This is a genomic window from Variovorax sp. M-6 (assembly GCF_052114385.1).
GTDB lineage: Bacteria > Pseudomonadota > Gammaproteobacteria > Burkholderiales > Burkholderiaceae_C > Variovorax.
In genome coordinates this window covers 1-26363 of record NZ_JBFREQ010000037.1, presented here as the reverse complement: position 1 = coordinate 26363, position 26363 = coordinate 1, and the positions used below count along the sequence as shown (strand labels likewise).

Sequence of the window (26363 nt, the reverse complement as noted above, 5' to 3'; positions counted from 1 at the left end):
ACCACACTGAAGTTGAAGAACATGGTTCAAGCCCTCACCGGGCCCTCCGGGTTGTCCTCGGCCACCTGCAGGGCCAGCCCCTGCACGCGGGTCACGCGGATGCGCCGCCCCGGGCGCAGGCCGTCCGCGCCGCGCACCTTCCAGTAGTCGCCCTGGATCTGGGCCCAGCCTTCGCCATTGGCGAACTCGACCAGTTCGCCGGTGGCGCCTACCAGCGTCGCGACGCCGACCACCTGCGGCCGCCGCCGGCTCTTCGCGGCGATGCCGGCCACCACGAGGATGAAGACCGCCGAGACCGCGGCCAGCACGGCGATCAGCCACAGCGGCACGCCGAAGCCCGGTGCGTCGTTGTCGATCAGCAGCACGGCGCCGATCGAGAAGGCCGCGATGCCGCCGACCCCCAGCACACCGAAGGTCGGCAGGAAGGCCTCGGCGATCAGGAAGGCCACGCCGAGGAAGATCAGCCCCAGCCCGGCATAGTTGACGGGCAGCATTTGCAGCCCGTACAGCGCCAGCATCAGGCTGATCGCACCCACCACGCCGGGCAGCACGAAACCCGGATTGGAGAACTCGAACAGCAGGCCGTAGATGCCCACCATCAGCAGCACCAGCGCCAGGCTGGGCTCGGTGACCACCGACAGCAGGCGGCTGCGCCAGTCGGCGTCGAACACCAGCACCTGGGCGTGCTGGGTCGCCAGCCGCACATCGCCCAGCGGGGTGCGCACCTCGCGGCCATCGACCTGCCGCAGCAGGTCGGCCACGTCCAGCGCGATCAGCGTGATGACGTTCTTCTGCAGCGCCTCCGACGCCGACAGGCTGACGGATTCGCGCACCGCCTGCTCGCCCCAGTCGGCGTTGCGCCCGCGCAGCTGCGCCAGGCTGCGGATGTAGGCCGAGGCGTCGGCCAGGCGCTTGGCGGCCATGGCATCCGGCGCCGTCCCGGACCCATGGCCCTCGGGCTTCGCCGTCGGGGCCGACGGGGTCGGCATCGCGATCTCGACCGGCGTCGCGGCACCGAGGTTGGTGGCGGGCGCCATGGCCGCGATCTGGCTTGCATAGAGGATGTAGGTGCCTGCGCTGGCGGCGCGGGCGCCGTCCGGCGCCACGAAGGTCGCCACCGGGACCGGAGAAGCGAGGATGTCCTTGATGATGCTGCGCATCGCGCTGTCGAGCCCGCCCGGCGTGTCGAGCTGGATCACCGCGAGCCGCGCATGCTCCCGATCCGCCAGTCTGAGTCCGCGATGCAGGTAGTCGACGACGGCAGGGCCGATTGCACCCTCGACCTCCATGAGGACGATCGTGCCGGCTTGCCCGGTGGAAGGGGCGTCGGCCGAGGCGGCGGTGGCAGGCACGGCTTGGGCATGGGCCGCTCCCACCGCGCAGGCAAGGAGGACCAGTCCCACCAACCATGTTCTGGCGCACGCCATTGCTCATTCTAGGGATCGGGCCGAGCGCTGTCACATCGCGCGCAGCAAGGAGACAGGAGAAGACCGAGACGGCCAAACACCATAGGAACGAGTTGTCTATGCGGCGGCGTGTTGACACCCGCGCGCCGCGGGGATCGAATTCAGCCGAGGCGAACTGGGGGACCTACGAGGCGAGGGCCGGGAACCAACGACCTAGGAGCACTCATCATGCGCAAGAGAGCATTGGCGGCGGCGGCGTGCCTCGTCTTTCTGAGCCTTCCGGCATGGCCCGCAGGCGGTGGGGGCGGCGGGGGCGGCGGCGGTGGGGGTGGCGGCGGTACCGAAGTGAAGAACGTCGACCCCAACTACCGCGCCGGGGAAGCCGCCATCAAGGCGGAGCAGTGGACCGACGCCGTCGGGCGGCTGACCCTGGTGATCCAGACCGATCCGAACAACGCGGACGCCTGGAACCTGCTCGGTTTCGCCTACCGCCACATGGGCGACATGGACAACTCCTTCAAGCACTACGAAAGAGCCCTGCAGCTCAACCCCCGCCATCGGGACGCCCACGAATACATGGGCGAGGCGTATCTCCAGGTGGGACGTGTCGAAGATGCCGAAGTGCATCTGAAGGCGCTCAACAGGCTCTGCTGGCTGCCCTGCGAGCAGTACACGGATCTGAAGGAAAAGATCGAGACCTACAAGCGAAACAAGTCCTAGCTCGCCCCTGTCATTGGGCTCGCCCCCAGGTTGGGCTCACTTCGTGTAGCCCGCCCACCCCCTACCGGGGGCGCAGCCAGTGGCCCGGCAAAGCCGGTTCCACGGCTGCCCACGAACAGGCGCGCTGCGCGCAGCCGAAGAACAGGCACAGCGCTTGTTTTTCTTTCCCCGGCCGGCGCAGCCAGGCCCGTTGGTGGAACACCGCGGAACCGGCTTTGCCGGGCCGCTGGTGTTGCCCCCGGCAGGGGGTGGGCGCCCCGACACGAAGTGCGGGGCAACCTGGGGGCGAGCTCAATCTATATTGATGTTCGCCGCCTTGGCGACCTCGGCCCACTTCACGCGGTTGGCGTGGACGGTCTGCTTGAACTGTGCCGGCGACTCGATGCGCACCGTGTTGCCCTGGCTCTCGAAGCGTTCGCGCAATTCGGGCTGCTCGAGCACCGCGGCGACGGCGGCGTTGAGCTTGTCGACGACGCGCGGGTCGGTGCCCTTGGGCGCGAAGATGCCGAACCAGATCGAGCTGTCGAAGCCCTGGGCGCCCGGGATCCCGCTGGAGGCGATGGTCGGCACCTCCTTGATGGCGGCCACCGGCTTGGCCGTGGTGACGGCCAGCAGCCGCACCTTGCCGGCCTTGTACTGCGGCAGCACGGTCTGCACCTGGTTCATGATGCAGCAGGTCTCGCCGCGCACCACCGAGGTGATCGCCTCCGGGCCGCCCTTGTAGGGCACGTGCACCATGTCCAGCCCCAGGCGCGCGTTGAACTCCGCGAAGGCCATGTGCGTGCCGGCGCCGTTGCCGGTGGAGGCGTAGTTGTACTTGCCCGGATGGGCCTTCACGAGCTCGACGAATTCCTTCAAGGTCTTCACGTTGATCACGTCCGGGTTGATCGTGAGCACGTTCGAGACATCGAGCACCGGCGCCACCGGGATGAAGTCGGCCTCGACATCGAAGGGCAGCTTCTTGTAGAGCGCCGCATTGCTGCCGTGCGTGGCCGCGGTGCCGAAGGCCAGCGTGTAGCCGTCGGGCCTCGCGCGCGCCACGTATTCGCTCGCGATGTTGCCGGCGGCACCGGACTTGTAGTCGATCACCACCGGCTGGCCGAGCTTCTGCTGCAGCGGCTCCTGGATGGCGCGCGCCACCACGTCGACGCCCGAGCCGGCCGGGAAGCCCATGATCATCGTGATCGGCTGGTGCGGCCAGTCCGGCTGGGCGGAAGCGACCGGCGCAACGGCCCAGAGGGCGAGCGCCGACCATGCGGCGAGGTGGCGCAGGGGGCCGGAAAAAGAGCTGGGCATGGCGATCTCTGGTGACGGATGAGCAGGCCGAATTGTGGCGCTTTGCTCATCACGAATCGTGTAGAAGCTTATGCAGCGACGCCCCCCTTTTCACGCGGGCTCGCCGATCTCCCGATAATCGCGACCCATGGTACGCCCCACCCAATTGCTCCACCCCCAGCGCGAACCGGCGCCCGTGCGCGCCGCCGCGACCGTGCTGCTGCTGCGCGACACGCCCGAAGGCATCGAGGTACTGATGACCCGGCGCTCCGCCAGCGCCAGCTTCGCGCCCGGCGCCTATGTGTTCCCGGGCGGTCGCATCGACGAGGGCGACACCACCGCGCGCGCCATCGCGACGCGCCGCCCCACCCAGGGCGAGGCCCAGCTCACCCAGGCGATCGCCGCGATCCGCGAAAGCTTCGAGGAGCTCGGCGTGCTGCTGGCCCACCATCCGGACGGTCGCCCGGTGAGTGCCGAGGAAGTCGCGGCCATGGACCGCAGCACCGCCAGCACCACCGTCGCCTTCGCCGACCAGTGCGCATCGCGCGGCCTGCGCCTGTCGACCGACAAGGTGTTCACCTTCGCGCACTGGATCACCGACCGCGACCTGCCCAAGCGCTTCGACGTGCCTTTCCTGGTGGCCCCCATGCCCGAGGGACAGACGCCGACGGCCGACGAGACCGAGCAGTTCGAACCCTGCTGGGTCAGGCCGGCCGATGCGCTGGCGCGCCATGCGGCGGGCAGCTTCTTCATGATCTTCCCGACCGTGCGCACGCTCGAGCGGCTGGCCGCCTACCCGACGGTCGCCGCGGTGCTCGACGCCTGCGCCCACCGCCAGGGAGGCGAAGGCCCGCTGTGGACCAGCTGCCCGCGCGCGGGCTGGCTGGCCGGAAAGGAAGCCCGCTACATGGAATCCGAGTCGCCGTTCGGCGAACTCGCGCTGGTCAGCCCCGACGGCCAGATCGTCCACGCGCTCGACTGGCAGAGCGAGCGCGCGGTGCCGCTGCTGAAGAACGTGCAGCGCCTGACCGCGCCCAATCCGGGCGCGATGACCGGCCCCGGCACCAACAGCTACATCGTGGGCGATGCGGCAAGCGGCTACATCGTGATCGACCCGGGGCCGAACGACGCCGACCACATCGGCCGGCTGTGGCGGGCGACCGATGGCGACATCCGCCTGATCGTCTGCACCCATTCGCACGCCGACCACTCGCCCGGCGCCCTGCCGCTGCAGCAGCTGTGCAAGAGCCCGCCGCCGATCCTCGGCATCCCGTCGGCGCCGACCGCGCGCTCCAGCGCCCGCTTCACGCCCGACCGCGTGCTGCAGGACGGTGAGCGCCTGGAGCTGGCCGCCCACACGCTGCGCGTGATCCACACGCCCGGCCACGCGGCCAACCACCTGTGCCTGGTGCTCGAGGAAGACGGCCTGCTGTTCTCGGGCGACCACATCCTGAACGGCAGCACCACCGTGGTCGATCCGCCGGACGGCAACATGAACGCCTACCTCGACTCGCTCGACAAGCTCGACGCCGCCTGCGCCGAAGGCGGCGTCGGCTTCATCCTGCCCGCGCACGGCTACGTGCTGGGCGAGGCCCGCGCGGCCATCGCCCACCTGAAGGCGCACCGCCTGCGGCGCGAAGCCAAGATCGCCGCCGTGATGCGCCAGCGGCCCGAGGGCACGCCCGAGGAATGGCTGCCGCTGGCCTACGACGACGTCCCCGAGCGCATGTGGCCGGTGGCCGCGCGTTCGCTGGCGGCGCACGTCGAACGCATACGACAGACGGCCAAGCCATGAAGGATGCGGACGAAGGCATCCGGCTGGCCAAGCGGGTGGCGGCATTGGCAGGCTGTTCGCGGCGCGAGGCCGAGCTCCTGATCGAGAACGGCGCGGTGCGCGTCGATGGCGAGCCGGTGCTGCTGCCGCAATCGCGCGTGCTGGCGCACCAGCAGGTCGAGATCGAGGCCGGCGCGCGGCCCGAGCCGGTGGTGCCGGTCACGCTGCTGCTGCACAAGCCCGCCGGCATGCCGACCGACCACGCGCACCGGCTGCTGCTGGCCGCCAACCATCACGAGCCCGAGCGTGCCGGCCTGCGCTTCCTGCCGCGCCACGTGGCGGCGCAGCGCTGCATGACGCCGCTCGAGACCGGCGCCAGCGGCCTGGTGGTGTTCACGCAGGAATTCCGGGTCGAGCGCAAGCTGCAGGAAGACGCGGGCATCATCGAACACGAGGTCATGGTCGACGTGTCCGGACCGGTCGGCCCCGAAACCCTGGCCCGCCTGGAGCGCTCGCCGGCGCGCGTCAGCATCGGCCAGCAGGCCGAAGGCCACACCGGCCTGCGCTTCGCCCTCAAGGGCGCCCGCCTGGGCCAGATCGCCCACATCTGCGACGATGCCGGCCTGCAGATCCTGGCCATGAAGCGCATCCGCATCGGCCGCGTGCCGCTGTCGGGCCTGCTCGCCGGCCAGTGGCGCTACCTGACGCCCAACGAACGTTTCTGAAGAAAAGTGTGAAGCGCGCCTGTAAGCCGGATTCTGTGCACTGAAGCCTCTTGCGAGGCCCCAGCGTGACCGCCATTACTCTGGGCCGTTTGTCGCCAAACGGCTCGATGCCACCTACCCGCCAGCTCTGCGGAACCACATCGACGCTGGCCTACTTGGTGTTGCTGCGCGCAGAGATTGCCCGTTTCACCCGACCGGGGTTGCCCCCGGCCGACTCGTCTCTGTTGCTCTGATCCTCACCTCGCGATGGGGAGCCGTTAGCTCCTGCGCTGTCCTGTGCAGTCCGGACGTTCCTCCAGTGCGCTCTTTCGAGACTTGCACCAGCGGCGGTCCGGCGCGCTTCACCCGTCGATTATCGCCACAATGGCGCTCCCTTTTCGTTCAGCCGGGGCCAGCCCCAAGGAGACCGCATGAAAGCAGACACCATCCTCCAAACCATCGGCAACACGCCGCATGTGCGCATCCAGCGCCTGTTCGGCCAGGCGACGCAGCAGGTCTGGATCAAGTCGGAGCGCGCCAACCCGGGCGGCTCGATCAAGGACCGCATCGCACTGTCGATGGTCGAGGATGCCGAGCGCTCGGGCGCGCTCAAGCCCGGCGGCACCATCGTCGAGCCGACTTCCGGCAACACCGGCATCGGCCTGGCAATGGTGGCGGCGGTCAAGGGCTACAAGCTGGTGCTGGTGATGCCCGACAGCATGTCGATCGAGCGCCGCCGCCTGATGCTGGCCTACGGCGCCAGCTTCGACCTGACGCCGCGCGAGAAGGGCATGAAGGGCTCGATCGCACGGGCCGAGGAGATCGTCGCCGCCACGCCCGGCGCCTGGATGCCGCAGCAGTTCGACAACCCGGCCAACGTGGACGTGCACGTGCGCACCACGGCCGAGGAGATCGCGGCCGATTTCCCGGACGGCATCGACGTGCTGATCACCGGCGTGGGCACCGGCGGCCACATCACCGGCTGCGCCCGCGTGCTCAAGAAGAAGTGGCCGAAGCTCAAGGTCTTCGCGGTCGAACCGGTGGCCTCGCCGGTGATCTCCGGCGGCCAGCCCGCGCCGCATCCGATCCAGGGCATCGGCGCCGGCTTCATCCCGAAGAATCTCGACACCGACCTGCTCGACGGCGTCGTTCAGGTCGACGCCGAGCCGGCACGCGAGATGGCGCGCCGCTGTGCGCGCGAGGAAGGCATGCTGGTCGGGATTTCGTCCGGCGCCACCCTGGCCGCGATCGCGCAGAAACTGCCCTCCCTGGCCGCCGACGCGGTGGTCCTGGGCTTCAACTACGACACCGGCGAGCGCTACCTGTCGGTCGACGGATTCCTGCCCTCGTGAGACATTGCGGGACAGGCCGACAAACTGCGCAGCCGTTCTTGCCCTGTCCCCAATTGGCTGGAAACGGCGCCCGGCCAGCATGGCGATAATCGGCAGCCCTGCTTGATAAACACAAGCCCACGACATGCTGAGAATCTCTGAAATCAAACTGCCGCTCGCCCACGACGAGGCGGCACTGCCCCAGGCCATCGCCTCCACCCTCGGCATCGCCATCGGGGCCCTGGCCGGCCACACCGTCTTCAAGCGCAGCTTCGACGCCCGCAAGGCCGACCTGCTGCAGGTCTACATCGTCGACGTGACGCTGTCCGACCCCGCGCTGGAGGCCAGCCTGGTGGCGAAGTTCGCGGAGAACCCGCGCATCGGCCCGACGCCCGACATGGCGTGGCACGCCCCGGCGCAGGCGCCGGCCGAGCTGCCGCTGCGGCCCGTGGTGGTGGGCTTCGGCCCCTGCGGCATCTTCTGCGCGCTGCTGCTGGCCCAGATGGGCTTCAAGCCGATCGTGATCGAGCGCGGCAAGACCGTGCGCCAGCGCACCAGGGACACCTGGGGCCTGTGGCGCAAGAGCGTGCTGAACCCGGAGTCGAACGTGCAGTTCGGCGAGGGCGGCGCCGGCACCTTCTCCGACGGCAAGCTCTACAGCCAGATCAAGGACCCGCGCTTCCTCGGCCGCAAGGTGATGGAGGAGTTCGTCAAGGCCGGCGCGCCGCCCGAGATCCTCTACGTGGCGCACCCGCACATCGGCACCTTCAAGCTGGTGAAGGTGGTGGAGCACATGCGCGAGCAGATCACGGCGCTGGGCGGCGAGATCCGCTTCGAGCAGCGCGTGAGTGACGTGCTGATCGAGGATGGGCCGGATGGCAAACACCTGCGCGGCCTGGTCGTGCTCGACCAACGCACCGGCCAGACCAGCGAGCTGCGCGCCGACCACGTCGTGATGGCGCTGGGCCACAGTTCGCGCGACAGCTTCGAGATGCTGCACGCGCGCGGCGTGCACATCGAGGCCAAGCCCTTCTCGATCGGCTTCCGTGTCGAGCATCCGCAAGGCCTGATCGACCGCGCGCGCTGGGGCCGCCATGCCGGCCATCCGCTCTTGGGCGCGGCCGACTACAAGCTGGTGCACCACGCGAGCAACGGCCGCTCGGTCTACAGCTTCTGCATGTGCCCGGGCGGCACCGTGGTGGCCGCGACCAGCGAGCCGGGCCGCGTCGTGACCAACGGCATGAGCCAGTATTCGCGCAACGAGCGCAACGCCAACGCGGGCATCGTGGTGGGCATCGAGCCCGGCGACTTTCCGGGCTGGGGCGAAGGCCGCACCGGTTCGCCACTGGCCGGCATCGAACTGCAGCGCGCGCTGGAATCGAACGCCTTCGTGCTCGGTGGTGGCGACTACCGCGCGCCGGCACAGCTGGTCGGCGACTTCATCGCGGGCCGGCCCTCCACGGCGCTCGGCAGCGTCCTGCCCTCGTACAAGCCGGGCGTGACGCCGGGCGACCTGCACGCCGCGCTGCCCGGCTACGCGATCGAGGCCATGCGCGAGGCCTTCCCGGCCTTCGGCCGCAAGATCAAGGGCTTCGACCTGCACGACGCGGTGCTGACCGGCGTCGAGACCCGCACCTCGTCGCCGATCCGGATCACGCGCGGCGAGGACCTCCAGAGCCTCAACGTGCGCGGCCTGTACCCGGCCGGCGAAGGCGCAAGCTATGCGGGCGGGATCCTGTCGGCGGGCGTGGACGGCATCAAGGTCGCGGAGGCGGTGGCGCGCAGCGTCGCGGGCTCTTCATCCTTGCGGCCGGCACGGTAGAACAAGCCGTAGATTGCCGACAGCAGCAGCAGGAAGGGGATGCCGGTCCGCATCGTGGCCTTGAACTCGGCGGTGAACAGCGTCGTCACCATGATGGCCAGCATGAGCCCGGCGCCGAGCAGCGTCAGATACGGAAAAGCCCACATCTGGAATGCCACCCGCGGATTGCCGTCCCGGCTCCAGCGGCGGCGGAAGAAGAAGTGCGTGACGAAGATCATCATCCAGGTGAACAGCGCGCCGAACATCGAGACCGCCATCATCAACATGAACGACGCCTCCTTGTAGACCACGCTGAGCGCGCCCGCGACCGCGATGCCGAAGCACGACAGGCCCAGCGCATTCACCGGCACCCCCTGGGCGTTGAGCGCGCCCAGCCGTGGCGAGGCATAGCCGCCGCGCGACAGGCTGAACATCATCCGGGTCGTGATGTAGAGCTGGCTGTTCATGGCCGACAGCGCCGCGATCAGCACGACGAAGTTGATGATGTGGGCCGCACCCGGGATGCGCACCGCCTCCATGGCCTGAACGAACGGGCTCTTGCCATTGCTGGCCTCGGTCCAGGGGACGATGGCCAGCATCAGCGCCAGCGTCAGCAGGTAGAACACGACCAGCCGCACCATCGCGCTGCGGAACGCGCTGGTCACGGCCTTCTCGGGCTCCTTGGCTTCGCCTGCCGCGACCGCGATCATCTCGATGCTCAGGTAGCTGAAGATCGCGACGATCACGGCGACCCAGGTTCCCCACACGCCCTTGGGGAAGAAGCCGCCGTGATCCGCATAGTTCTTGAAGCCGATCGCGCCGTCGGCCGGCGCACCGTACACGACATGGGCACCGATCAGGATGAAGGCCACGATGGCGGCGATCTTGACGACGCAGAACCAGTATTCGACGAAGCCGAAGACGTTCACGCTGAGCGCATTGACGAAGACCAGGCCGCCCGCGAAGACCAGGATCCAGACCCAGGCCGGCGAGGCTGGGAACCAGTACTGCATGTAGATCGCGACCGCGGTGACCTCGGTGCCGATGGCCAGCACGATCGCGGCCCAGTAGGCATAGCGCAGCAGGAAACCGGCCCACGGGCTCACGTAGTAGTCGGCGAAGGCGCCGAAAGAGCCGGGCGTGGGATGGGCCACGGTCATCTCGGCCAGGCAGCCCATCAGCAGCAGCGCGATCACCGCCCCGACGGCGTAGCTGAGGATGACGCTGGGACCGGCGAAGCCGATGGCGAAACCGCTGCCCATGAAAAGTCCGGTGCCGATGGCGCCACCGATGGCGATCATCGCCATCTGCGCCCCGGTCAAGGTGCGCCGCAGGCCTTCTTCTTGCGCGACGACACGTTGGAAATGCTCGGTCGATTTCATGGCTTGTCTCCCTGGTTTTCTCTGTCGCCCAACCCGAGGCGGGATGGCGCAGGCGCGACCCTAAGAGCTATCGCTGCGTCTGGATCGGGCAAACCTCGGAATCAGCCAGGGCGGAAGAAGATACGGAATCGTCTGACGCAAAAAAGCCGCCCGAAGGCGGCTTCTTGCTGAGCGCGAGCGTCTCAGACCTGCGAGTTCTGCAGTGCCGCGATCCGCTGCTCGATCGGCGGGTGCGTCGCGAACAAGCTGCCGAGCTTGCCCGTGATGCCCATGGCCTCGACCGACTTCGGCAGTTCGCCGGGCGTCAGGCCGCCGAGGCGGGCCAGCGCGTTCATCATCGGCTGCTTGCGGCCCATGAGCTGGGCGGCGCCGGCGTCGGCGCGGTATTCGCGCTGGCGCGAGAACCAGGCCACCACGATCGCGGCGGCGAAGCCGAGCACGATGTCGAGCACGATGGTGGTCACGAAGTAGCCGATGCCGGGCCCGGACGAGCGCTCGTCGTTGCGGCGCAGGAAGCTGTCGACCGCATAGCCGATCACGCGCGACAGGAACACGACGAAGGTGTTCATCACGCCCTGGATCAGGGTCATCGTGACCATGTCCCCGTTGGCCACGTGCGCCACTTCGTGGCCGATCACGGCCTCGACCTCTTCGCGCGTCATGTTCTGCAGCAGGCCGGTCGAGACGGCAACCAGCGCGGAGTTCTTGAACGCGCCGGTGGCGAAGGCATTTGGGTCGCCCTCGAAGATGCCGACCTCGGGCATGCCGATGCCGGCCTTGTCGGCGAAGTTGCGCACGGTCTGCACGATCCAGGCCTCGTCGGGCGATTGCGGGTCATTGATGATCCGCACGCCGGCCGACCACTTGGCCATCGGCTTGCTGATGAGCAGCGAGATGATCGCGCCGCCGAAGCCCATGATCAGCGCGAAGCCCAGCAGCGACCCGAGGTTGAGTCCGTTGGGCGTGAGGAAGCGGTTGACGCCGAGCAGGCTGGCGACCACGCCCAGGACGGCGACCACCATGACGTTGGTCAGGACAAACAGAAGGATGCGTTTCAAGTTGGATTCTCCGTGGGGAAACGACGTGTACAGATGGGGACGGGCCGGCCCGCTTCAAGCGGAACCACCCTGCAGGGCCGGTTTGGTTGGCTTTGGTTGTTGGACCCTGCGAGGTCGAAAAACCTCCGAGTCATCATAGAAGGAAAAGTTCTCGTTTGGTGACCACCAGCCGGGCACGCCGAGCACCGGCAGCGGCACGAAGGGCTTGGTGGCGAGGTGCCCGGCGTCCAGGGCGGCCGCGATCGAAGCGTCGGTGATCGGGAGCGAGGGGTTCGCACCCGACGGCAGCAGCACATGCGCCGTGGCCGCCTTGCGGGGCGTGTGCAGTTTTTCGAGCAGCGCGTGGCCGAACACCAGCAGCCGCGCTTCGCGCCACAGGCTGCGCCGCGTGACGAAGAGTTGCCGCCAGTCGCGGGCGACCAGTGCCTCCCACAGCGCCGGCGGCGCGTCGAGCACGGCGCCGTTCTCGTCGAAGAGGGTCAGCGCATCGCGCAGCGGGCCCCGCGTGCCGCCGATGCCGGTGCGCGCGATCTCGGCGGCCTGCAATTCGTTCAGGCGGCGCTTGGCACGCGGAAAGTGCAGCCAGGCCAGGCCATTGAGAAGATCGTGCAGGTTGTCGCGCGTCGGCACGCAGGCGGTGCGGAAGATGAAGGCCTCGTAGGCCTCGCCCGGCGCCGCGCTGTCGCCGGGCACGAAGCGCAACGGCCCCGCGGGCAGTTCGATGGCCACCGGCTCGGCCGACAGCGCATGGGCCACGCTGTCGCCTGCCGCGGTCCTTGCGGCCACCCGTTGCGCGCACGGCGCAAGGGCCGCCAGCCAGGGCGGCGAGGCGTCGACGGCCGGGCCGCCGGCCACCGGATTCACGCCGGCATCGGGCCGACGTACTGCACCTTGTTCGGCGTCTTCTCGGGTGTCAGCATGAACAGCTCGGGGTATTTCTTGAACAGCTTCGGCGAGCTCGCGCTCTTGCCGAGCAGCTTCGCCGCGCGCAACCGCTCGGCGGCGACATTGAGCTCGACTTTGTTGCCCATGCCGAGCTCGGCCACCGCGTCGAGGATGCGCAGCACGTCGTCGGGCAGCGCCGGTGCGCGCGGGGCCGGCGCGGGCGCCTCGGCCTTGGTGCGCCGGGGGGCGCGCGCGGCGCGCTTGGCGGCCGGCTTGGCGGCCGGCTTGGCCACCGCCGCCGCACGGGCCTTGGTCTCCTTCGGAGCCGGATGGTGCTGCAGGTCGACGAAGCTGTCGTACACGGCCACGGTCTCGTCGCCGGTCTTGCCCTGCTGGCCGATGCCGCAGACGCGGCAGCCCTTCTCGCGCAGCCGGATCACCAGCGGCGCGAAGTCGGAATCGGAGGACACCAGCACGACGATGTCGGGCCGCTCCGCGACCACCAGGTCGATGGCATCGACCGCGAGCGCGATGTCGGTGCTGTTCTTGCCGGCCGACAGATTGACCATCGGCCGCATCGACAGCCGCTTGAAGAGCGCCTGCTGCTTGAGCGCCGTCTCTGCATTGCAGTAGGCGCGGCGCACGTGGACGGCGCCGTGCTCGGCCAGGGTGCGCTCCACGGCCTGTTCGATGACATCGGACGACACGTTGTCGGCGTCGACCAGCAGCATCACGCGCGGGGCGCCGTTCATTGGAAAACCCTCGCGCTGCGCACTGCGGTCATGCGAGCCTCCAGGCCACGGTCTCGCCGCCGCGCAGGGGCTTCAGGGTCGCATCGCCATAGGGCACGGTCTCGGGCACGGTCCAGCTTTCGCGCCGCAGCGTGACGCGGTCGGTGTTGCGCGGGAGGCCGTAGAAATCCGCGCCGTGGAAGCTGGCGAAGCCCTCGAGCTTGTCGAGCGCGCCGGCGCTGTCGAAGGCCTCGGCATACAGCTCGAGCGCGGTCAGCGCGGTGTAGCAGCCGGCGCAGCCCAGCGCGTGTTCCTTCAGCTGCGCGGGATGCGGCGCGCTGTCGGTGCCGAGGAAGAAGCGGTCGCTGCCGCTGGTGGCCGCTTCGACCAGCGCGACGCGGTGGGTCTCGCGCTTGAGCACGGGCAGGCAGTAGTAGTGCGGCCGGATGCCGCCGGTGAAGAGCGCGTTGCGGTTGTAGAGCAGATGGTGCGCGGTGATGGTGGCGGCCGTGAAGCGGCTCGCGTCGCGCACGTAGTGGGCGCCCTCCTTCGTGGTCAGGTGCTCGAACACCACCTTCAGCTCGGGGAAGTCGCGCCGCAGCGGGATCATCACGCGGTCGATGAACACTGCCTCGCGGTCGAACAGGTCGACCGCCGGGTCGGTCACCTCGCCATGCACCAGCAGCAGCAGGCCGTGCTTCTGCATCGCCTCGAGCGTGGCGTAGGCCTTCTTGATGTCGGTCACGCCGGCGTCGCTGTTGGTGGTGGCGCCGGCGGGGTAGAGCTTCAGCGCGCGAACCCCGGCCGCCGCCGCGCGTTCGATCTCTTCGGGCGGCAGCTTGTCGGTCAGGTAGAGCGACATGACGGGCTCGAAGCGCAGGCCGGCCGGCACCGCCTCGAGGATCCGGGCGCGGTAGTCCAGCGCCTGCTGAGCGGTGGTCACCGGCGGGCGCAGGTTGGGCATGATCAGCGCGCGGCCGAACTGGCGCGCCGAGTGCGGCACCACGGCCTGGAGCGCGGCGCCATCGCGCACGTGGAGATGCCAGTCGTCGGGGCGGGTGAGGGTGAGGGTGTCGGCGGGGCTTGTCATGGGACGGATTGTCCCATCGTGTCCGCCGTGCCGCGCGCCCGCTCGAGGATGAAATCGATGAAGGTCCGCGCCACCCGCGTGTGCTGGCGGTTCGGCATGTAGAGCATGAACATCTGGGTGCCGAAGATGCTGAGCCGCCAGTCGTCGAGGGTGGTCACGACCTCGCCGCGGCGCAGATCGTCCTGCACCACGTAGTCGGGCACCAGCCCGATGCCCAGGCCCGCAAGAACGGCCTGGCGCAGGAACAGGAAGTTCTCCGAGATCAGCGTCGGCTCGAGGATCACCTCGCGCCGCTCCTCGCCCTGGTAGGCCGACACGCGCAGCTGCCGGCCGATCACCGCCGAGGTCACGACCGGCGCACCCTGCAACTGGTCGAGCTGGGTCGGCAGGGCGTGGGCCTCGGCGTAGCCGCGCGATGCGCAAGCCACGTAGCGCACCGGACCGAGCTCGCGCGCCACCAGGTTCTGGGGCGGCTCGGCCATGACACGGATCGCGATGTCGACCTCGTCGCGCAGCAGGTCCTCGATGCGGTTCTCGAACAGCACGTCGAGCACGATGCCCGGGTACTGGTGCTTGAACTCGATCAGCCAGCCGGACATCACGAGCTGGCCGTAGCCGCTGGGCACGCTGAGCCGCACGCGGCCCTGCAGCCCCTGGCCCAGCGTGGTCACCGACTCTTTCGCCGCCAGCAGCTCGCCCTGGATCGCGAGGCCGTGCTGGTACAGCCGCAGGCCGATCTCGGTCGCCTCGGCCCGCCGCGTGGTGCGCCGCACCAGCTGCGCACCGACCGAGCGTTCGAGCTGGTTCAGGTGGTAGCTCACGTTGGCGCGGCTCATGTTGAGGCGGCGCGCGGCGGCACTCAGGTTGCCGGCGTCGAGGATTTCGACAAGCAGGGTCAGCGATTGCAGGTCCATGGGGCTATTTTGTCAAAAATGCTTTGACAGTCTGTCAACCAGCAATGCAATTGTCAAAGCCGTGGGCCGGATCAAGAATGCCGGGTTCACCCTCAAGGAACCGTTCCGGTTCGCTCACGGAGACCAATCACCATGGCCGCATCTCCCACCCTTCCTTCGTCCGTGCCTGTGCGCTTCGAGCGCCAAGCCGATGTGCTGGTCGTCACGATCGACAATCCCCCGGTGAACGCGCTCGGCGTCGACGTCCGGCGCGGGCTGGCGGCGGCAATCGCCGCGGCCGAGGCCGACGACGGCGCCAAGGCGGTGCTGATCGTGGGCGCGGGGCGCAACTTCATCGCCGGCGCCGACATTCGCGAGTTCGGCCAGACGCCGCAGCCGCCCTCGCTGCCCGAGGTGTGCGCAGCCATCGAGAACTGCAGCAAGCCCGTGGTGGCCGCGATCCAGGGCGCAGCCCTCGGGGGCGGTCTGGAGATCGCGCTGTCGGCGCACTACCGCCTGGCGGTGGGCTCGGCCAAGCTCGGCCTGCCCGAAGTCGCGCTGGGCCTGCTGCCCGGCTCGGGCGGCACCCAGCGTGCGCCGCGCCTGATCGGCGCCAAGGCCGCGCTCGACCTGATCCTCAGCGGCCGCCACGCCAGCGCCAAGGAAGCGCTGGCGCTGGGCCTGATCGACCGGCTGGCCGAAGGCGGCGAGGCCCTGGCCCCGGGCCTCGCCTACGCCCAGGAACTGGCCGCCGCCAAGGCGCCCGTGCGCCGCACGCGCGATGCGCAGGCGCTGGCCGACACCGAAGCCAGCCGCGCCGCGCTCGAAGCCGCGCGCACCGACACCGCCAAGAAGAGCCGCGGCCTGTTCTCGCCGCTGAAGATCATCGAGGCCGTGGGGGCCGCGCTGACGCAACCTTTCGCCGACGGCATGGCGCTGGAACGCCAGCTGTTCCTGCAGTGCATCGACAGCCCGCAGCGCGCCGGCCTGATCCACGCCTTCTTCGCCGAGCGCGAAGTGCTGAAGGCGCCCGAGACCAAGGCCGCCCAGCCGCGCCCGCTGAACACCGCCGGCATCGTCGGCGGCGGCACCATGGGTGCCGGTATCGCGGTGGCGATGCTCGACGCCGGCATGCCGGTCACGATGATCGAGCGCGACGAGCCCAGCCTGGCGCGCGGCCGCGCCCACGTCGAGAAGGTCTACGACGGCCTGATCCAGAAGGGCCGCATGACGCCCGAAGCCAAGGCCGCCGTGATGGCGCGCTTCTCGGGCTCGACCGCCTACGACGCCCTGGCGCAGGTCGACATCGTGGTCGAGGCCGTGTTCGAGGAGATGGACGTCAAGAAGGCCGTCTTCGCCGAACTCGACCGGGTCTGCAAGCCCGGCGCCGTGCTGGCGACCAACACCTCCTACCTCGACATCGACCAGATCGCCGCCAGCATCTCGCGCCCCGGCGACGTGGTGGGCCTGCACTTCTTCTCGCCGGCCAACATCATGAAGCTGCTCGAGATCGTGGTGCCCGCCAAGGTCAGCGCCGACGTGGTCGCGACCGGCTTCGAGCTCGCGAAGAAGCTCAAGAAGGTGCCGGTGCGCGCCGGCGTCTGCGACGGCTTCATCGGCAACCGCATCCTCGCGGTCTATCGCCAGGCGGCCGACCACATGATGGAGGACGGCGCCTCGCCCTATCAGATCGACCAGGCGGTGCGCGACTTCGGCTACCCGATGGGCCCGTTCCAGGTGGCCGACCTGGCCGGCGGCGACATCGGCTGGGCCACGCGCAAGCGCAAGGCCGCCACGCGCGACCCCAAGGCGCGCTACGTGCAGGTGGCCGACCGCATCTGCGAGCGCGGCTGGTTCGGCCAGAAGACCCAGCGCGGCTACTACCTCTACCCCGAGGGCGCACGCACCGGCCAGCCCGACCCTGAAGTGCTGGCGATCATCGGTGCCGAGCGCCAGCGCGCCGGCGTCGCGCCGCGCACCTTCACGGATGACGAAATCATGCGCCGCTACATGGCCGCGATGATCAACGAGGGCGCCAACGTCGTGCACCAGCGCATCGCGCTGCGGCCGCTCGACGTCGACGTCACCTTCCTCTACGGCTACGGCTTCCCGCGCTTCCGCGGCGGCCCGATGAAGTACGCCGACATGGTGGGCCTGCCGAAGGTGCTGGCCGACATCCAGGAATTCGCCAAGCAGGACCCGGTGTTCTGGAAGCCCTCGCCGCTCTTGGTCGAGCTGGTCGAACGCGGTGCCGATTTCGCCAGCCTGAACAAATCCGAGTAAACGCCCAAGCCCATTCCAGGAGACACGCCATGCGCGAAGCCGTCATCGTTTCCACCGCCCGCACCCCGCTCACCAAGGCGCACCGCGGCGAATTCAACATCACCTCCGGCGCCACGCTGGCCGCCTTCGCGGTGCGCGCCGCGGTCGAGCGCTCGGGGCTCGATCCGTCCCTGATCGAGGACGCGATCCTCGGCTGCGGCTACCCCGAAGGCACGACCGGCCGCAACATCGCGCGCCAGAGCGTCATCCGCGCCGGCCTGCCGATCTCGATCGCCGGCACCACGGTCAACCGCTTCTGCGCCTCGGGCCTGCAGGCGATCGCGATGGCGGCGGGCCGCATCGTGGTCGACGGCGCGCCGGCAATGATCGCCGGCGGCGTCGAGAGCATCTCGCAGATCCGTGGCCGCAGCCCCAGCGACGGAGGCGACACGACGCTCGACCCGTGGATCCTCGCGCACAAGCCCGATCTGTACATGGCCATGATCGATACCGCCGACGTCGTCGCCAAGCGCTACGACATCAGCCGCGAAGCGCAGGACCGCTTCTCGGCCGAGAGTCAGCGCAAGACCGAGGAGGCGCAGCTCGCCGGCCGCTACAAGGAAGAAATCGTGGCGTGCACGACCACCATGGCCGTGACCGACAAGGACACCAAGGAGGTCAGCTACCGAGAAGTCACCGCCACGGAAGACAACTGCAACCGCCGCGGCACCACCTACGAGGCGCTCGCCAAGCTGAAGCCGGTGATGGGCGAGGACAAGTTCGTCACCGCCGGCAACGCCTCGCAGCTGTCGGACGGCGCCTCGGCCTGCGTTCTGATGGAAGCCAAGGACGCCGAGCGCGCCAACCTCCAGCCGCTCGGTGCCTTCCGCGGGCTGGCCGTGGCCGGCTGCGAGCCCGACGAGATGGGCATCGGCCCGGTGTTCGCGGTGCCCAAGCTGCTGGCGCGCCACGGCCTCAAGGTCGACGACATCGACCTGTGGGAGCTCAACGAGGCTTTCGCCTCGCAGTCGATCTACTGCCAAGAGAAGCTGGGCATTCCGTCCGAGCGGCTCAACGTCGACGGCGGCGCGATCTCCATCGGCCATCCGTTCGGCATGACCGGCGCTCGGCTCGCCGGCCACGTGCTGATCGAAGGCAAGCGCCGCGGCGCCAGGTACGCGGTGGTGACGATGTGCATTGCCGGCGGGATGGGCGCGGCAGGCCTGTTCGAAATCTACTGAGACTTGCCATGGACCTGAATTTCACCCCCGAAGAAGAAGCCTTCCGCAGCGAGGTGCGCGCCTTCCTGGCCGACAAGCTGCCCGCTCGCCTTTCGACCCAGGTCGCCACCGGCAAGCATCTGTCCAAGGCCGACATGCAGGAATGGCACGCCATCCTCAACGCCCGCGGCTGGCTCGCGAACCACTGGCCCGAACAGTACGGCGGCCCGGGCTGGACCGCGGTCGAGAAGTTCATCTTCGAGAACGAATGCGCGCTGGCCCATGCGCCGCGCATCGTGCCCTTCGGCGTCAACATGCTCGGCCCGGTGCTGATCAAGTACGGCAACGAAGCGCAGAAGCGCCACTGGCTGCCGCGCATCCTCGACGGCTCCGACTGGTGGTGCCAGGGCTACTCGGAGCCCGGCGCGGGTTCCGACCTGGCCTCGGTCAAGACACAGGCCGTGCGCGGCGTCGACGCCCAGGGCGACCACTACGTCGTCAACGGCCAGAAGACCTGGACCACGCTGGGCCAGCACGCCGACATGATCTTCTGCCTGGTGCGCACCAACCGCGAAGCCAAGAAGCAGGAGGGCATCAGCTTCCTCCTGATCGACATGAAGTCGCCCGGCGTCGAGGTGCGCCCGATCATCACGCTCGACGGCGAGCACGAGGTCAACGAGGTGTTCTTCTCCGACGTGCGCGTGCCGGCCGAGAACCTGGTCGGCGAGGAAGACAAGGGCTGGACCTGCGCCAAGTTCCTGCTGACCTACGAGCGCACCAACATCGCCGGCGTCGGCTTCTCGGTGGCCGCGATGGAGCAGCTCAAGGCGATCGCCGCGAAGCAGACGAAAAACGGTCGGCCGCTTGCCGAAGACCCGGCTTTCGCCGCCCGCATGGCGCGCGTCGAGATCGATCTGGAAAACATGAAGACCACGAATCTGCGCGTGATCGCGGCCGTGGCCGGCGGTGGCGTGCCGGGCGCCGAGAGCTCGATGCTCAAGATCCGCGGCACCGAGATCCGCCAGGAGATCTCCTCGCTGGCGCGGCGCGCGATGGGCCCGTATGCCCGGCCCTTCGTGGCCGAGGCGCTGGAGGAAGGCTTCGACGGCGTTCCGTTCGGCCCCGCGTATGCGGCCCCTGCGGCGGCGCGCTATTTCAACAACCGCAAGCTGTCGATCTTCGGCGGCTCGAATGAAATCCAGAAGAACATCATTTCCAAGATGATTCTCGGCCTCTGAAGGTAAAGCCATGAACTTCGAACACACCGAAGACCGGCGCATGCTCGCCGACAGCCTGAACCGCTTCATCGCCGAGCAGTACGCCTTCGAGACGCGCGACCGCATCGCGAAGTCGCCGCAAGGCTTCAGCCCCGACATCTGGCGCCAGTTCGCCGAACTCGGCGTGATCGGCGCGCTGTTCAGCGAGGCCGATGGCGGCTTCGGCGGCGCCGGCTTCGACATCGCCGTGGTCTTCGAGGCGCTGGGCCGCGGCCTGGTGGTCGAACCGCTGCTGGGCGCCGTGATGGCCGGCGAGGCGATCTCGGCCGCGGGCGACGCGGCGCAGAAGGGCCTGCTGGCCGAGATCATCGGCGGCACCACCCTCGCGGCGCTCGCGCACGACGAGCCGCAGGGCCACTACGAGCTCGCGCGCCTGCAGACGCGCGCCGAACGCAGCGGCGACGGCTGGGTGCTGAACGGCGCCAAGGCGGTCGTTGCGCAAGGCGCGCAGGCGCAGCTGTTCGTGGTCTCGGCCCGCACCTCGGGCGCGGTCGACGACGAGGCCGGCATCTCGCTGTTCCTGGTGCCGGCGAAGACGCCGGGCCTCGCGCTGCGCGACTGCCCGGCCATCGACGGCGGCCGCGTGGCCGAGCTCGCCTTCGACCAGGTCAAGCTCGGCGCCGACGCCCTGCTCGGCATCGAAGGCCAGGGCCACGCCACGCTCGAGCGTGCCATCGGGCGCGGCCTGCTGGCCCTTTGCGCCGAATCGCTCGGCGCCATGGAAGCGGCCAAGACCGCCACCCTCGAGTACCTGCGCACGCGCAAGCAGTTCGGCCTGCTGATCGGCAGCTTCCAGGCGCTGCAGCACCGCATGGCCGACCTGCTGCTGGAGATCGAGCAGGCGCGCTCGGCCGTGATCAACGCGGCGGCGGCGATCGATGCCGACCGCGTCACGCGCGAGCGCGCGCTGTCGGCGGCCAAGTTCAGCATCGGCCGCATCGGCACGCTCGTCGCCGAGGAGAGCATCCAGCTGCACGGCGGCATCGGCATGACCTGGGAACTGCCGCTGGCCCACTACGCCAAGCGCCTCGTGATGATCGACCATGAACTGGGCGACGAGGACCACCACCTGCAGCGCTACATCGCACTCGGCAAGGAGGCCACCCGATGAACGGCGCCCTTCCGCTCGCGGGCGTCCGCGTGCTCGACCTCTCGCGCATCCTCGCCGGCCCCTGGTGCGGCATGGTGCTCGCGGACTTCGGCGCCGAAGTGATCAAGGTCGAGCATCCGGCGCGCGGCGACGACACGCGCGACTGGGGCCTGCGCGTCGGCAACACCGAGACCGCCTACTTCAACAGCGTCAACCGCAACAAGCGCTCGATCGGCATCGACCTGCAGACGCCGGAAGGCCAGGAGATCGTGCGCGAACTGGCGAAGAAGAGCGACGTGCTGATCCAGAACTTCAAGTTCGGCGGCATCGACAAGCTCGGCCTCGGCTACGAGGCGCTGCGAGAGATCAACCCGGGCCTGGTCTACTGCTCGATCTCGGGCTACGACCGCACCGGCCCCGAGGCCGCGCGCCCCGGCTACGACCTGGTCGTGCAGGGCGAGGCCGGCCTGATGGCGCTCAACGGCGAGGCCCACCAGCCGCCGCTGAAGTTCGGCGTCGCGGCGGTCGACCTGTTCACCGGCATGTACTCGGCGCAGGCCATCCTCGCGGCCCTGTTCGAACGCCAGAAGACCGGCCGCGGCCGCCATGTCGAGATGGCGCTGTTCGACTGCGGCCTGATGATCACGGCCTACTACGGCCTCGAGGCGCTGCTGCTGGGCGAGGACCCGCCGCGCTACGGCAATGCCCATCCGTCGATCGTGCCCTACGGCGTGTTCGACGCCGAGGACGGCCCGCTGGTGATCACGGTCGGCAACAACAGCCAGTTCGCGCGCTTCTGCGCCGAGGTGATCGAGCGGCCCGACCTGGCGGCCGACGAGCGCTTCAAGACCAACATCCTGCGCTCGGCGAACCGCGAGGCGCTGATGCCCGAGATCAACCGCGAGCTCGGCAAGCGCAAGCGCCGCGCCCTGCTCGACCAGCTGACCCGTTCGGGCATCCCTTGCGGCGAGGTGCTCGGCCTGCTCGAAGCGCTCAATTCGAAGCGCGCGACCGATGCCGGACTCGTGACCACGCAGCCGCATCCGGTGGCCGGCAAGGTCAACGTGCTGGCGCCGCCCTATCGCTTCGACGGCGAGCGGCTGCCGGTGCGCAATGCGCCGCCGCAGCTCGGCGAAGGCACGCACGAGGTGCTGCAGTCGCTGCTCGGGCTGTCCGACGACAAGCTCTCCCAACTGAAATCCAACGGCGTCCTCTGACGCCATCGAACCGAACCCGATGTCCTTGCGCCTTCCCTCCTCCATCCGCAACCCCGCGCGCCGCGCCCTGCTTGCCCTCGCACTGCCGCTCCTCGCAGGCACGGCTTTCGCCCAGGCCTTTCCGGCCAAGCCGATCACCATCATCGTGCCCTTCCCGGCCGGCGGCCCGACCGATGTCGCGACCCGCATCATCGGCCAGAAGATGGCGCTCGGGCTCAAGCAGCCGGTGCTGATCGACAACCGCGGCGGCGCTTCGGGCACCATCGGCGCGGCCACCGCGGCCAAGGCGGCACCCGACGGCTACACGCTCGTGATGCTGGCCACGCCGACGCTGCTGGCGGGCCACCTCTACGGCCCCACCAGCTACGACATCTTCAAGAACTTCACGCCGGTCGGCACCACCTACGACCTGCCGATCGTGATGGTCGTGAACCCCAAGGCGATGCCCGAGGTCACGGGACTGCCGGAGCTGATCGCCAGGGCCAAGGCCGACGGCGGCAAGCTGAACTACACGACCGCCGGCAACGGCAGCTTCGGCCACCTGACGACCGAGATGCTCAAGACCGCCGGCCGCTTCGACATGCAGCACGTGCCCTACCGCGGCAGTGCGCCGGCCGTGACCGACCTGATCGGCGGCCAGGTGCCGATGATGTTCTCGGACCTGATCGCGGTGCTGCCGCACATCCGCTCGGGCGCGCTGCGCGCCATCGCGGTCGGCTCGTCCAAGCGGCTGAGCCTGCTGCCCGACGTGAAGACCGTGGCCGAACAAGGCTTCCCCGGTTTCGACGCCACCTCGTGGGGCGGTATGCTGGCCCCGGCCGGGACGCCCAAGGACGTGATCGCCCGCCTGAATGCCGAGCTGCAGAAGGCGCTGGCCGACAAGGAGGTGCAGCAGAAGCTCGAAGGTGTCGGCACCTTCGCCGCCTTCCAGACGCCCGAGCAGATGGGCCAGCGCATGCGCCAGGACTACGAGCGCTGGGGCAAGGTGATCCGCGACAACAACATCAAGAACCAGTAGGTCCCTCAGTCGCCGGCACCGGACCCGGCGCATGATTCGACGACAACGACACCAGGAGACGGCAGCCATGAGCCCCAGCAGCGAACCCCGGGCCGCAGCGCCCTTCAGCGCATCGTTTCCGATCCGCAGCCTCGAGGACATCCGTCGTCTCGAGGCCGTCCCGTTGTCGGAAGCGCTCACGGTCCGCAGCACCTACGAGATCTTCCGCAACGCCGGCGCGGCCTTCGGCGACAAGACCGCGCTGACCTTCCTGCGCACGGCCGATCCGGCCRACGAACCGATCCGCTGGTCCTTTGCCGAACTGCTGGCCGGCATCCACCGGACGGCGAACCTGCTGCACCGGCTCGGCGTCGGCCCCGGGGACGCGGTGGCCGTGCTGCTGCCGGGCTGCCTCGAGTACCACCTGGCGCTGTGGGGCGGCGCCGCGGCCGCCATCGTGCAGCCGCTCAATCCGCTCTTGACCGACGAGAAGCTGGTCTCGCTGATGACGGCGGGCCGCGCCAAGGTGCTGATCGCCTACGGCTCGGACGCCGAGTCCGGCATGTGGTCCAAGGCGATGCGCCTGCGCGGCCAGGTGCCCACGCTCACGACGGTGCTGCGGGTGGCGCCGCACGACGAGGCGCCGGGCAGCGCCGGCGCCCTGCCCGAGGGCGTGGCCGACTTCGCCGCCCTGCGCGCGGCCGAACCGGACGACCGCCTGGTGAGCGGGCGCGACATCGCGGCCTCCGACATCGCCGCCTACTTCCACACCGGCGGCACGACCGGCGCACCCAAGCTGGCGCGCCACAGCCACGGCGCGCAGGTGTTCACCGCCTGGGCCAGCGTGAAGCTCGCGGGCCAGGGACCGAACGACGTCTCGATCAACGGCTATCCGCTGTTCCATGTGGCCGGCGTGCTGCCGGCTTCGCTGGCCTCGCTGTCGGCCGGCGTCGAGGTGATCATCCCGACCACCGCGCTGCTGCGCAACAAGGAGGTGCTGGCCAATTACTGGCGGCTGGTCGAGAAATACCGGCCGACCTCGCTGTCGGCGGTGCCCACCGTGCTCGCGGCACTGGCCAACGTGCCGCTGGCCGGCGCCGACATCTCCTCGATCAACTACTGCCGCACCGGCGCCGCGGTGCTGGCGCCGGAACTCGCCGCGCGCTTCGAGCGCCTGTTCGGCCTGCACGTGCACGAGAGCCTGGGCATGACCGAAATGGCGGGCATCTCGACCATCACGCCACCGGGCGTGGTTGGACCCGCGGGCTGCGTCGGCTTCCGCCTGCCCTATTCGCAACTGCGCATCGTGGCGCTCGACGAGCAGGGCAATGCCAGCGAGCGCGAGCTGCCGCCCGGCGAGCAGGGCATGGTGCTGTTCAAGTCGCCCAACCTGTTCTCGGGCTTCGTCGATCCGGCCGACAACGCGAAGGCCTTCACGGCCGACGGCTGGCTCGCCACCGGCGACCTCGGATGGATCGACGGCGAGGGGCGGCTCAACCTCAGCGGCCGCTCGAAGGACCTGATCATCCGCAGCGGCCACAACATCGATCCCAAGGTGATCGAGGATGCGCTCGGCGCCCATCCGGCGGTCCAGCTCTGCGCCGCGGTCGGTGCACCGGACGCCTATGCCGGCGAGCTCCCGGTGGTGTTCGCGACGCTGGTGCCGGGCGCGTGGGCGACCGAGGCCGAGCTGCTGGCCTTCACGGCCGAACGGGTCGACGAGGCGCCGGCCAAGCCGCGCTCGGTGACCGTGATCGAGAGCATGCCGATGACCAACGTCGGCAAGATCTACAAGCCCGAACTGCGCGCGCTGGCCGCGCGCCAGGTGGCTGCGGTGCTGGTCGAGGAGGCCTGCGCCGCCATGGGCCTCGCCGCCGCGGCCCGGCCGCAGGTGCAGGCCGACGGCGACAGCGCGCTCAAGGTGATCGTCGACGCGTCGGCCACCGGACCGCAGGCCGAAGCGCTGCAGCAGCAATTGCAGCAGGCGCTGGGCCGGCTGCCCTTCAAGACGCAGGTCGTCCTGCAATAGACCCCCCACATTTCTCAAGCAACGAACGGGAGACACCCCATGAACCCCCACCCCTCGAACCGCCGCACATGGCTTTGCGCAGCCGCCTCGGCTGCCGCGCTGTGCGCCCTCGCGCCCGCCCAGGCGCAGACCTATCCGACCAAGCCGATCAAGATGGTCGTGCCCTTCGCAGCCGGCGGCGCCACCGACGTGCTGGCGCGCGTGATCGGCGAGAAGATGGCGGCCGGCCTGGGCCAGCCCGTGATCATCGACAACAAGCCTGGCGCGGCCGGCATCATCGGCACCGACGCGGTCGCCAAGGCCGCACCGGACGGCTACACCATCGTGCTGTCGCTGAGCAATTCGCTCATGACCAACCAGTTCCTGTACGAGAAGCTGCCCTACGACGCGCAGCGCGACCTCACGCTGGTCTACCAGATCGCGATGGCGCCGCTGGTGCTGGTCGTGCATCCGAGCGTGCCGGCCAAGACCGGCCCCGAGCTGCTCAAGTACGTGAGCGCGAACAAGGGCAAGGTGGCCTACGGCTCCTACGGCGTGGGCGCCTACCCGCACCTGGCCGGCGCCCACATGAGCCTGACGCAGCAGGCCGACATGAACCACGTGGCCTACAAGGGCGAGGCGCCGATGCTGCAGGACCTGATCGGCGGCCAGATCCAGATGGCCTATGCCAGCGCGCTGGTGGCCAAGCCGCACATCGAGGCCGGCAAGCTCAAGGCGATCGGCGTGACCGGCGAGCGCCGCATGAGCACGCTGCCCGACGTGCCGACCCTGGCCGAGCAGGGCCTCAAGGACGAGGCCTACCGTGTCACCGGCTGGCTCGCCATCGCGGTGCCGGCCAAGACGCCCAAGCCCATCGTGCAACGCCTCGCCGACGAAGTGCGCAAGGCGACCCAGCAGCCCGACGTGCAGGCGAAGGTCGCGGCGATGGGCTTCGAGATCAAGGACAGCTCGCCCGAGGCCTTCGCGGCCGCCTACAAGCAGGAGCGCCCGGTCTGGGAACGCCTGATCAAGCAATCGGGCGCCAAGCTCGAGTAATTCCAGAACCGAAGGAGCAACCCCCATGAAGATCCTGGTCCCCGTCAAGCGGGTCGTCGACTACAACGTCAAGGTGCGTGTCAAGTCTGACGGCACCGGCGTCGACATTGCCAACGTGAAGATGAGCATGAACCCCTTCGACGAGATCGCGGTCGAAGAGGCGGTGCGCCTGAAGGAAAAGGGCGT

At 69.2% G+C, this 26363-nt stretch carries 21 protein-coding genes, 1 other RNA gene and 1 pseudogene; 14 read left to right on the top strand and 9 right to left on the bottom strand.

Features of this window, described 5'->3' with window-relative positions:
• Nucleotides 1-26 precede the first annotated feature (26 nt).
• Complete coding sequence (locus AB4Z46_RS29780; protein ID WP_442287164.1) at nt 27-1403, bottom strand: NfeD family protein; 1377 nt, start codon at nt 1401-1403, stop codon at nt 27-29.
• A 231-nt stretch (nt 1404-1634) separates the two neighbouring features.
• Between AB4Z46_RS29780 and AB4Z46_RS29775 the strand changes: the two genes are divergently transcribed.
• Nucleotides 1635-2126: a tetratricopeptide repeat protein gene (locus AB4Z46_RS29775; protein WP_442287163.1), complete on the top strand. Its 492-nt coding sequence runs from the start codon at nt 1635-1637 to the stop codon at nt 2124-2126.
• A gap of 291 nt (nt 2127-2417) precedes the next feature.
• Here AB4Z46_RS29775 and AB4Z46_RS29770 read toward each other — a convergent pair whose 3' ends face one another.
• Complete coding sequence (locus AB4Z46_RS29770; protein ID WP_442287162.1) at nt 2418-3422, bottom strand: Bug family tripartite tricarboxylate transporter substrate binding protein; 1005 nt, start codon at nt 3420-3422, stop codon at nt 2418-2420.
• A gap of 127 nt (nt 3423-3549) precedes the next feature.
• Here AB4Z46_RS29770 and AB4Z46_RS29765 point away from each other — a divergent pair, with 127 nt between their 5' ends.
• Entirely contained in the window at nt 3550-5196 is a 1647-nt protein-coding gene (locus tag AB4Z46_RS29765) for an MBL fold metallo-hydrolase (RefSeq protein WP_442287161.1), read from the top strand.
• A complete protein-coding gene (locus AB4Z46_RS29760) occupies nt 5193-5900 on the top strand; it encodes an RNA pseudouridine synthase (protein WP_442287160.1) in 708 nt (235 codons plus the stop codon). The genes AB4Z46_RS29765 and AB4Z46_RS29760 overlap by 4 nt, the downstream gene beginning before the upstream one ends.
• Before the next feature lie 6 nt (nt 5901-5906).
• Here AB4Z46_RS29760 and rnpB read toward each other — a convergent pair.
• Nucleotides 5907-6243, bottom strand: an RNA gene (gene rnpB, locus AB4Z46_RS29755) — RNase P RNA component class A.
• 67 nt (nt 6244-6310) lie between these two features.
• On the opposite strand from rnpB, the gene cysK reads away from it, so the two are divergent.
• A complete protein-coding gene (cysK, locus tag AB4Z46_RS29750) occupies nt 6311-7231 on the top strand; it encodes a cysteine synthase A (protein ID WP_442287159.1) in 921 nt (306 codons plus the stop codon).
• A gap of 124 nt (nt 7232-7355) precedes the next feature.
• The gene (locus tag AB4Z46_RS29745; RefSeq protein ID WP_442287158.1) at nt 7356-9032 is read left to right on the top strand and encodes an NAD(P)/FAD-dependent oxidoreductase; all 1677 of its coding nucleotides are present in this window, start codon (nt 7356-7358) and stop codon (nt 9030-9032) included.
• On the opposite strand, the gene AB4Z46_RS29740 is transcribed toward AB4Z46_RS29745, so the two are convergent.
• From AB4Z46_RS29740 to AB4Z46_RS29715, 6 genes are all read right to left on the bottom strand, one after another.
• Nucleotides 8930-10393, bottom strand: coding sequence for an amino acid permease (locus tag AB4Z46_RS29740; protein WP_442287157.1), 1464 nt, complete (start codon nt 10391-10393; stop codon nt 8930-8932). The two genes, AB4Z46_RS29745 and AB4Z46_RS29740, sit on opposite strands and share 103 nt — an antisense overlap.
• A gap of 182 nt (nt 10394-10575) precedes the next feature.
• Nucleotides 10576-11451, bottom strand: coding sequence for a protease HtpX (gene htpX / locus AB4Z46_RS29735; protein ID WP_442287156.1), 876 nt, complete (start codon nt 11449-11451; stop codon nt 10576-10578).
• Between the two features lie 54 nt (nt 11452-11505).
• Nucleotides 11506-12315, bottom strand: coding sequence for a DUF3025 domain-containing protein (locus AB4Z46_RS29730; protein WP_442287155.1), 810 nt, complete (start codon nt 12313-12315; stop codon nt 11506-11508).
• Nucleotides 12312-13088, bottom strand: a complete 777-nt coding sequence (locus AB4Z46_RS29725; protein ID WP_442287154.1) for an NYN domain-containing protein — start codon at nt 13086-13088, stop codon at nt 12312-12314. Before AB4Z46_RS29725 ends, AB4Z46_RS29730 begins: the two co-directional genes overlap by 4 nt.
• Nucleotides 13089-13116: 28 nt before the next feature.
• Entirely contained in the window at nt 13117-14157 is a 1041-nt protein-coding gene (pyrC, locus tag AB4Z46_RS29720; protein ID WP_442287153.1) for a dihydroorotase, read from the bottom strand.
• Nucleotides 14154-15071: a LysR family transcriptional regulator gene (locus AB4Z46_RS29715; protein ID WP_442287152.1), complete on the bottom strand. Its 918-nt coding sequence runs from the start codon at nt 15069-15071 to the stop codon at nt 14154-14156. Before AB4Z46_RS29715 ends, pyrC begins: the two co-directional genes overlap by 4 nt.
• Before the next feature lie 132 nt (nt 15072-15203).
• Here AB4Z46_RS29715 and AB4Z46_RS29710 point away from each other — a divergent pair, with 132 nt between their 5' ends.
• The 9 genes and pseudogenes from AB4Z46_RS29710 to AB4Z46_RS29670 all read left to right on the top strand — a co-directional run.
• Nucleotides 15204-17333 (top strand): 3-hydroxyacyl-CoA dehydrogenase NAD-binding domain-containing protein, encoded by a 2130-nt coding sequence (locus AB4Z46_RS29710; protein ID WP_442287151.1) that lies wholly within the window; start codon nt 15204-15206, stop codon nt 17331-17333.
• Between the two features lie 29 nt (nt 17334-17362).
• Nucleotides 17363-18553: an acetyl-CoA C-acyltransferase gene (locus tag AB4Z46_RS29705; RefSeq protein WP_442287150.1), complete on the top strand. Its 1191-nt coding sequence runs from the start codon at nt 17363-17365 to the stop codon at nt 18551-18553.
• 8 nt (nt 18554-18561) lie between these two features.
• Nucleotides 18562-19770 (top strand): acyl-CoA dehydrogenase family protein, encoded by a 1209-nt coding sequence (locus AB4Z46_RS29700; protein ID WP_442287149.1) that lies wholly within the window; start codon nt 18562-18564, stop codon nt 19768-19770.
• Between the two features lie 10 nt (nt 19771-19780).
• A complete protein-coding gene (locus AB4Z46_RS29695) occupies nt 19781-20920 on the top strand; it encodes an acyl-CoA dehydrogenase family protein (RefSeq protein WP_442287148.1) in 1140 nt (379 codons plus the stop codon).
• Nucleotides 20917-22116, top strand: a complete 1200-nt coding sequence (locus AB4Z46_RS29690; protein ID WP_442287147.1) for a CaiB/BaiF CoA transferase family protein — start codon at nt 20917-20919, stop codon at nt 22114-22116. The genes AB4Z46_RS29695 and AB4Z46_RS29690 overlap by 4 nt, the downstream gene beginning before the upstream one ends.
• A gap of 19 nt (nt 22117-22135) precedes the next feature.
• Nucleotides 22136-23134, top strand: coding sequence for a Bug family tripartite tricarboxylate transporter substrate binding protein (locus AB4Z46_RS29685; protein ID WP_442287146.1), 999 nt, complete (start codon nt 22136-22138; stop codon nt 23132-23134).
• A gap of 67 nt (nt 23135-23201) precedes the next feature.
• Nucleotides 23202-25142 (top strand): acyl-CoA synthetase, encoded by a 1941-nt coding sequence (locus AB4Z46_RS29680; RefSeq protein ID WP_442287145.1) that lies wholly within the window; start codon nt 23202-23204, stop codon nt 25140-25142.
• Between the two features lie 39 nt (nt 25143-25181).
• The gene (locus tag AB4Z46_RS29675) at nt 25182-26177 is read left to right on the top strand and encodes a Bug family tripartite tricarboxylate transporter substrate binding protein (RefSeq protein ID WP_442287144.1); all 996 of its coding nucleotides are present in this window, start codon (nt 25182-25184) and stop codon (nt 26175-26177) included.
• Between the two features lie 25 nt (nt 26178-26202).
• Nucleotides 26203-26363, top strand: a pseudogene (locus AB4Z46_RS29670) (electron transfer flavoprotein subunit beta/FixA family protein); the annotation flags it as partial.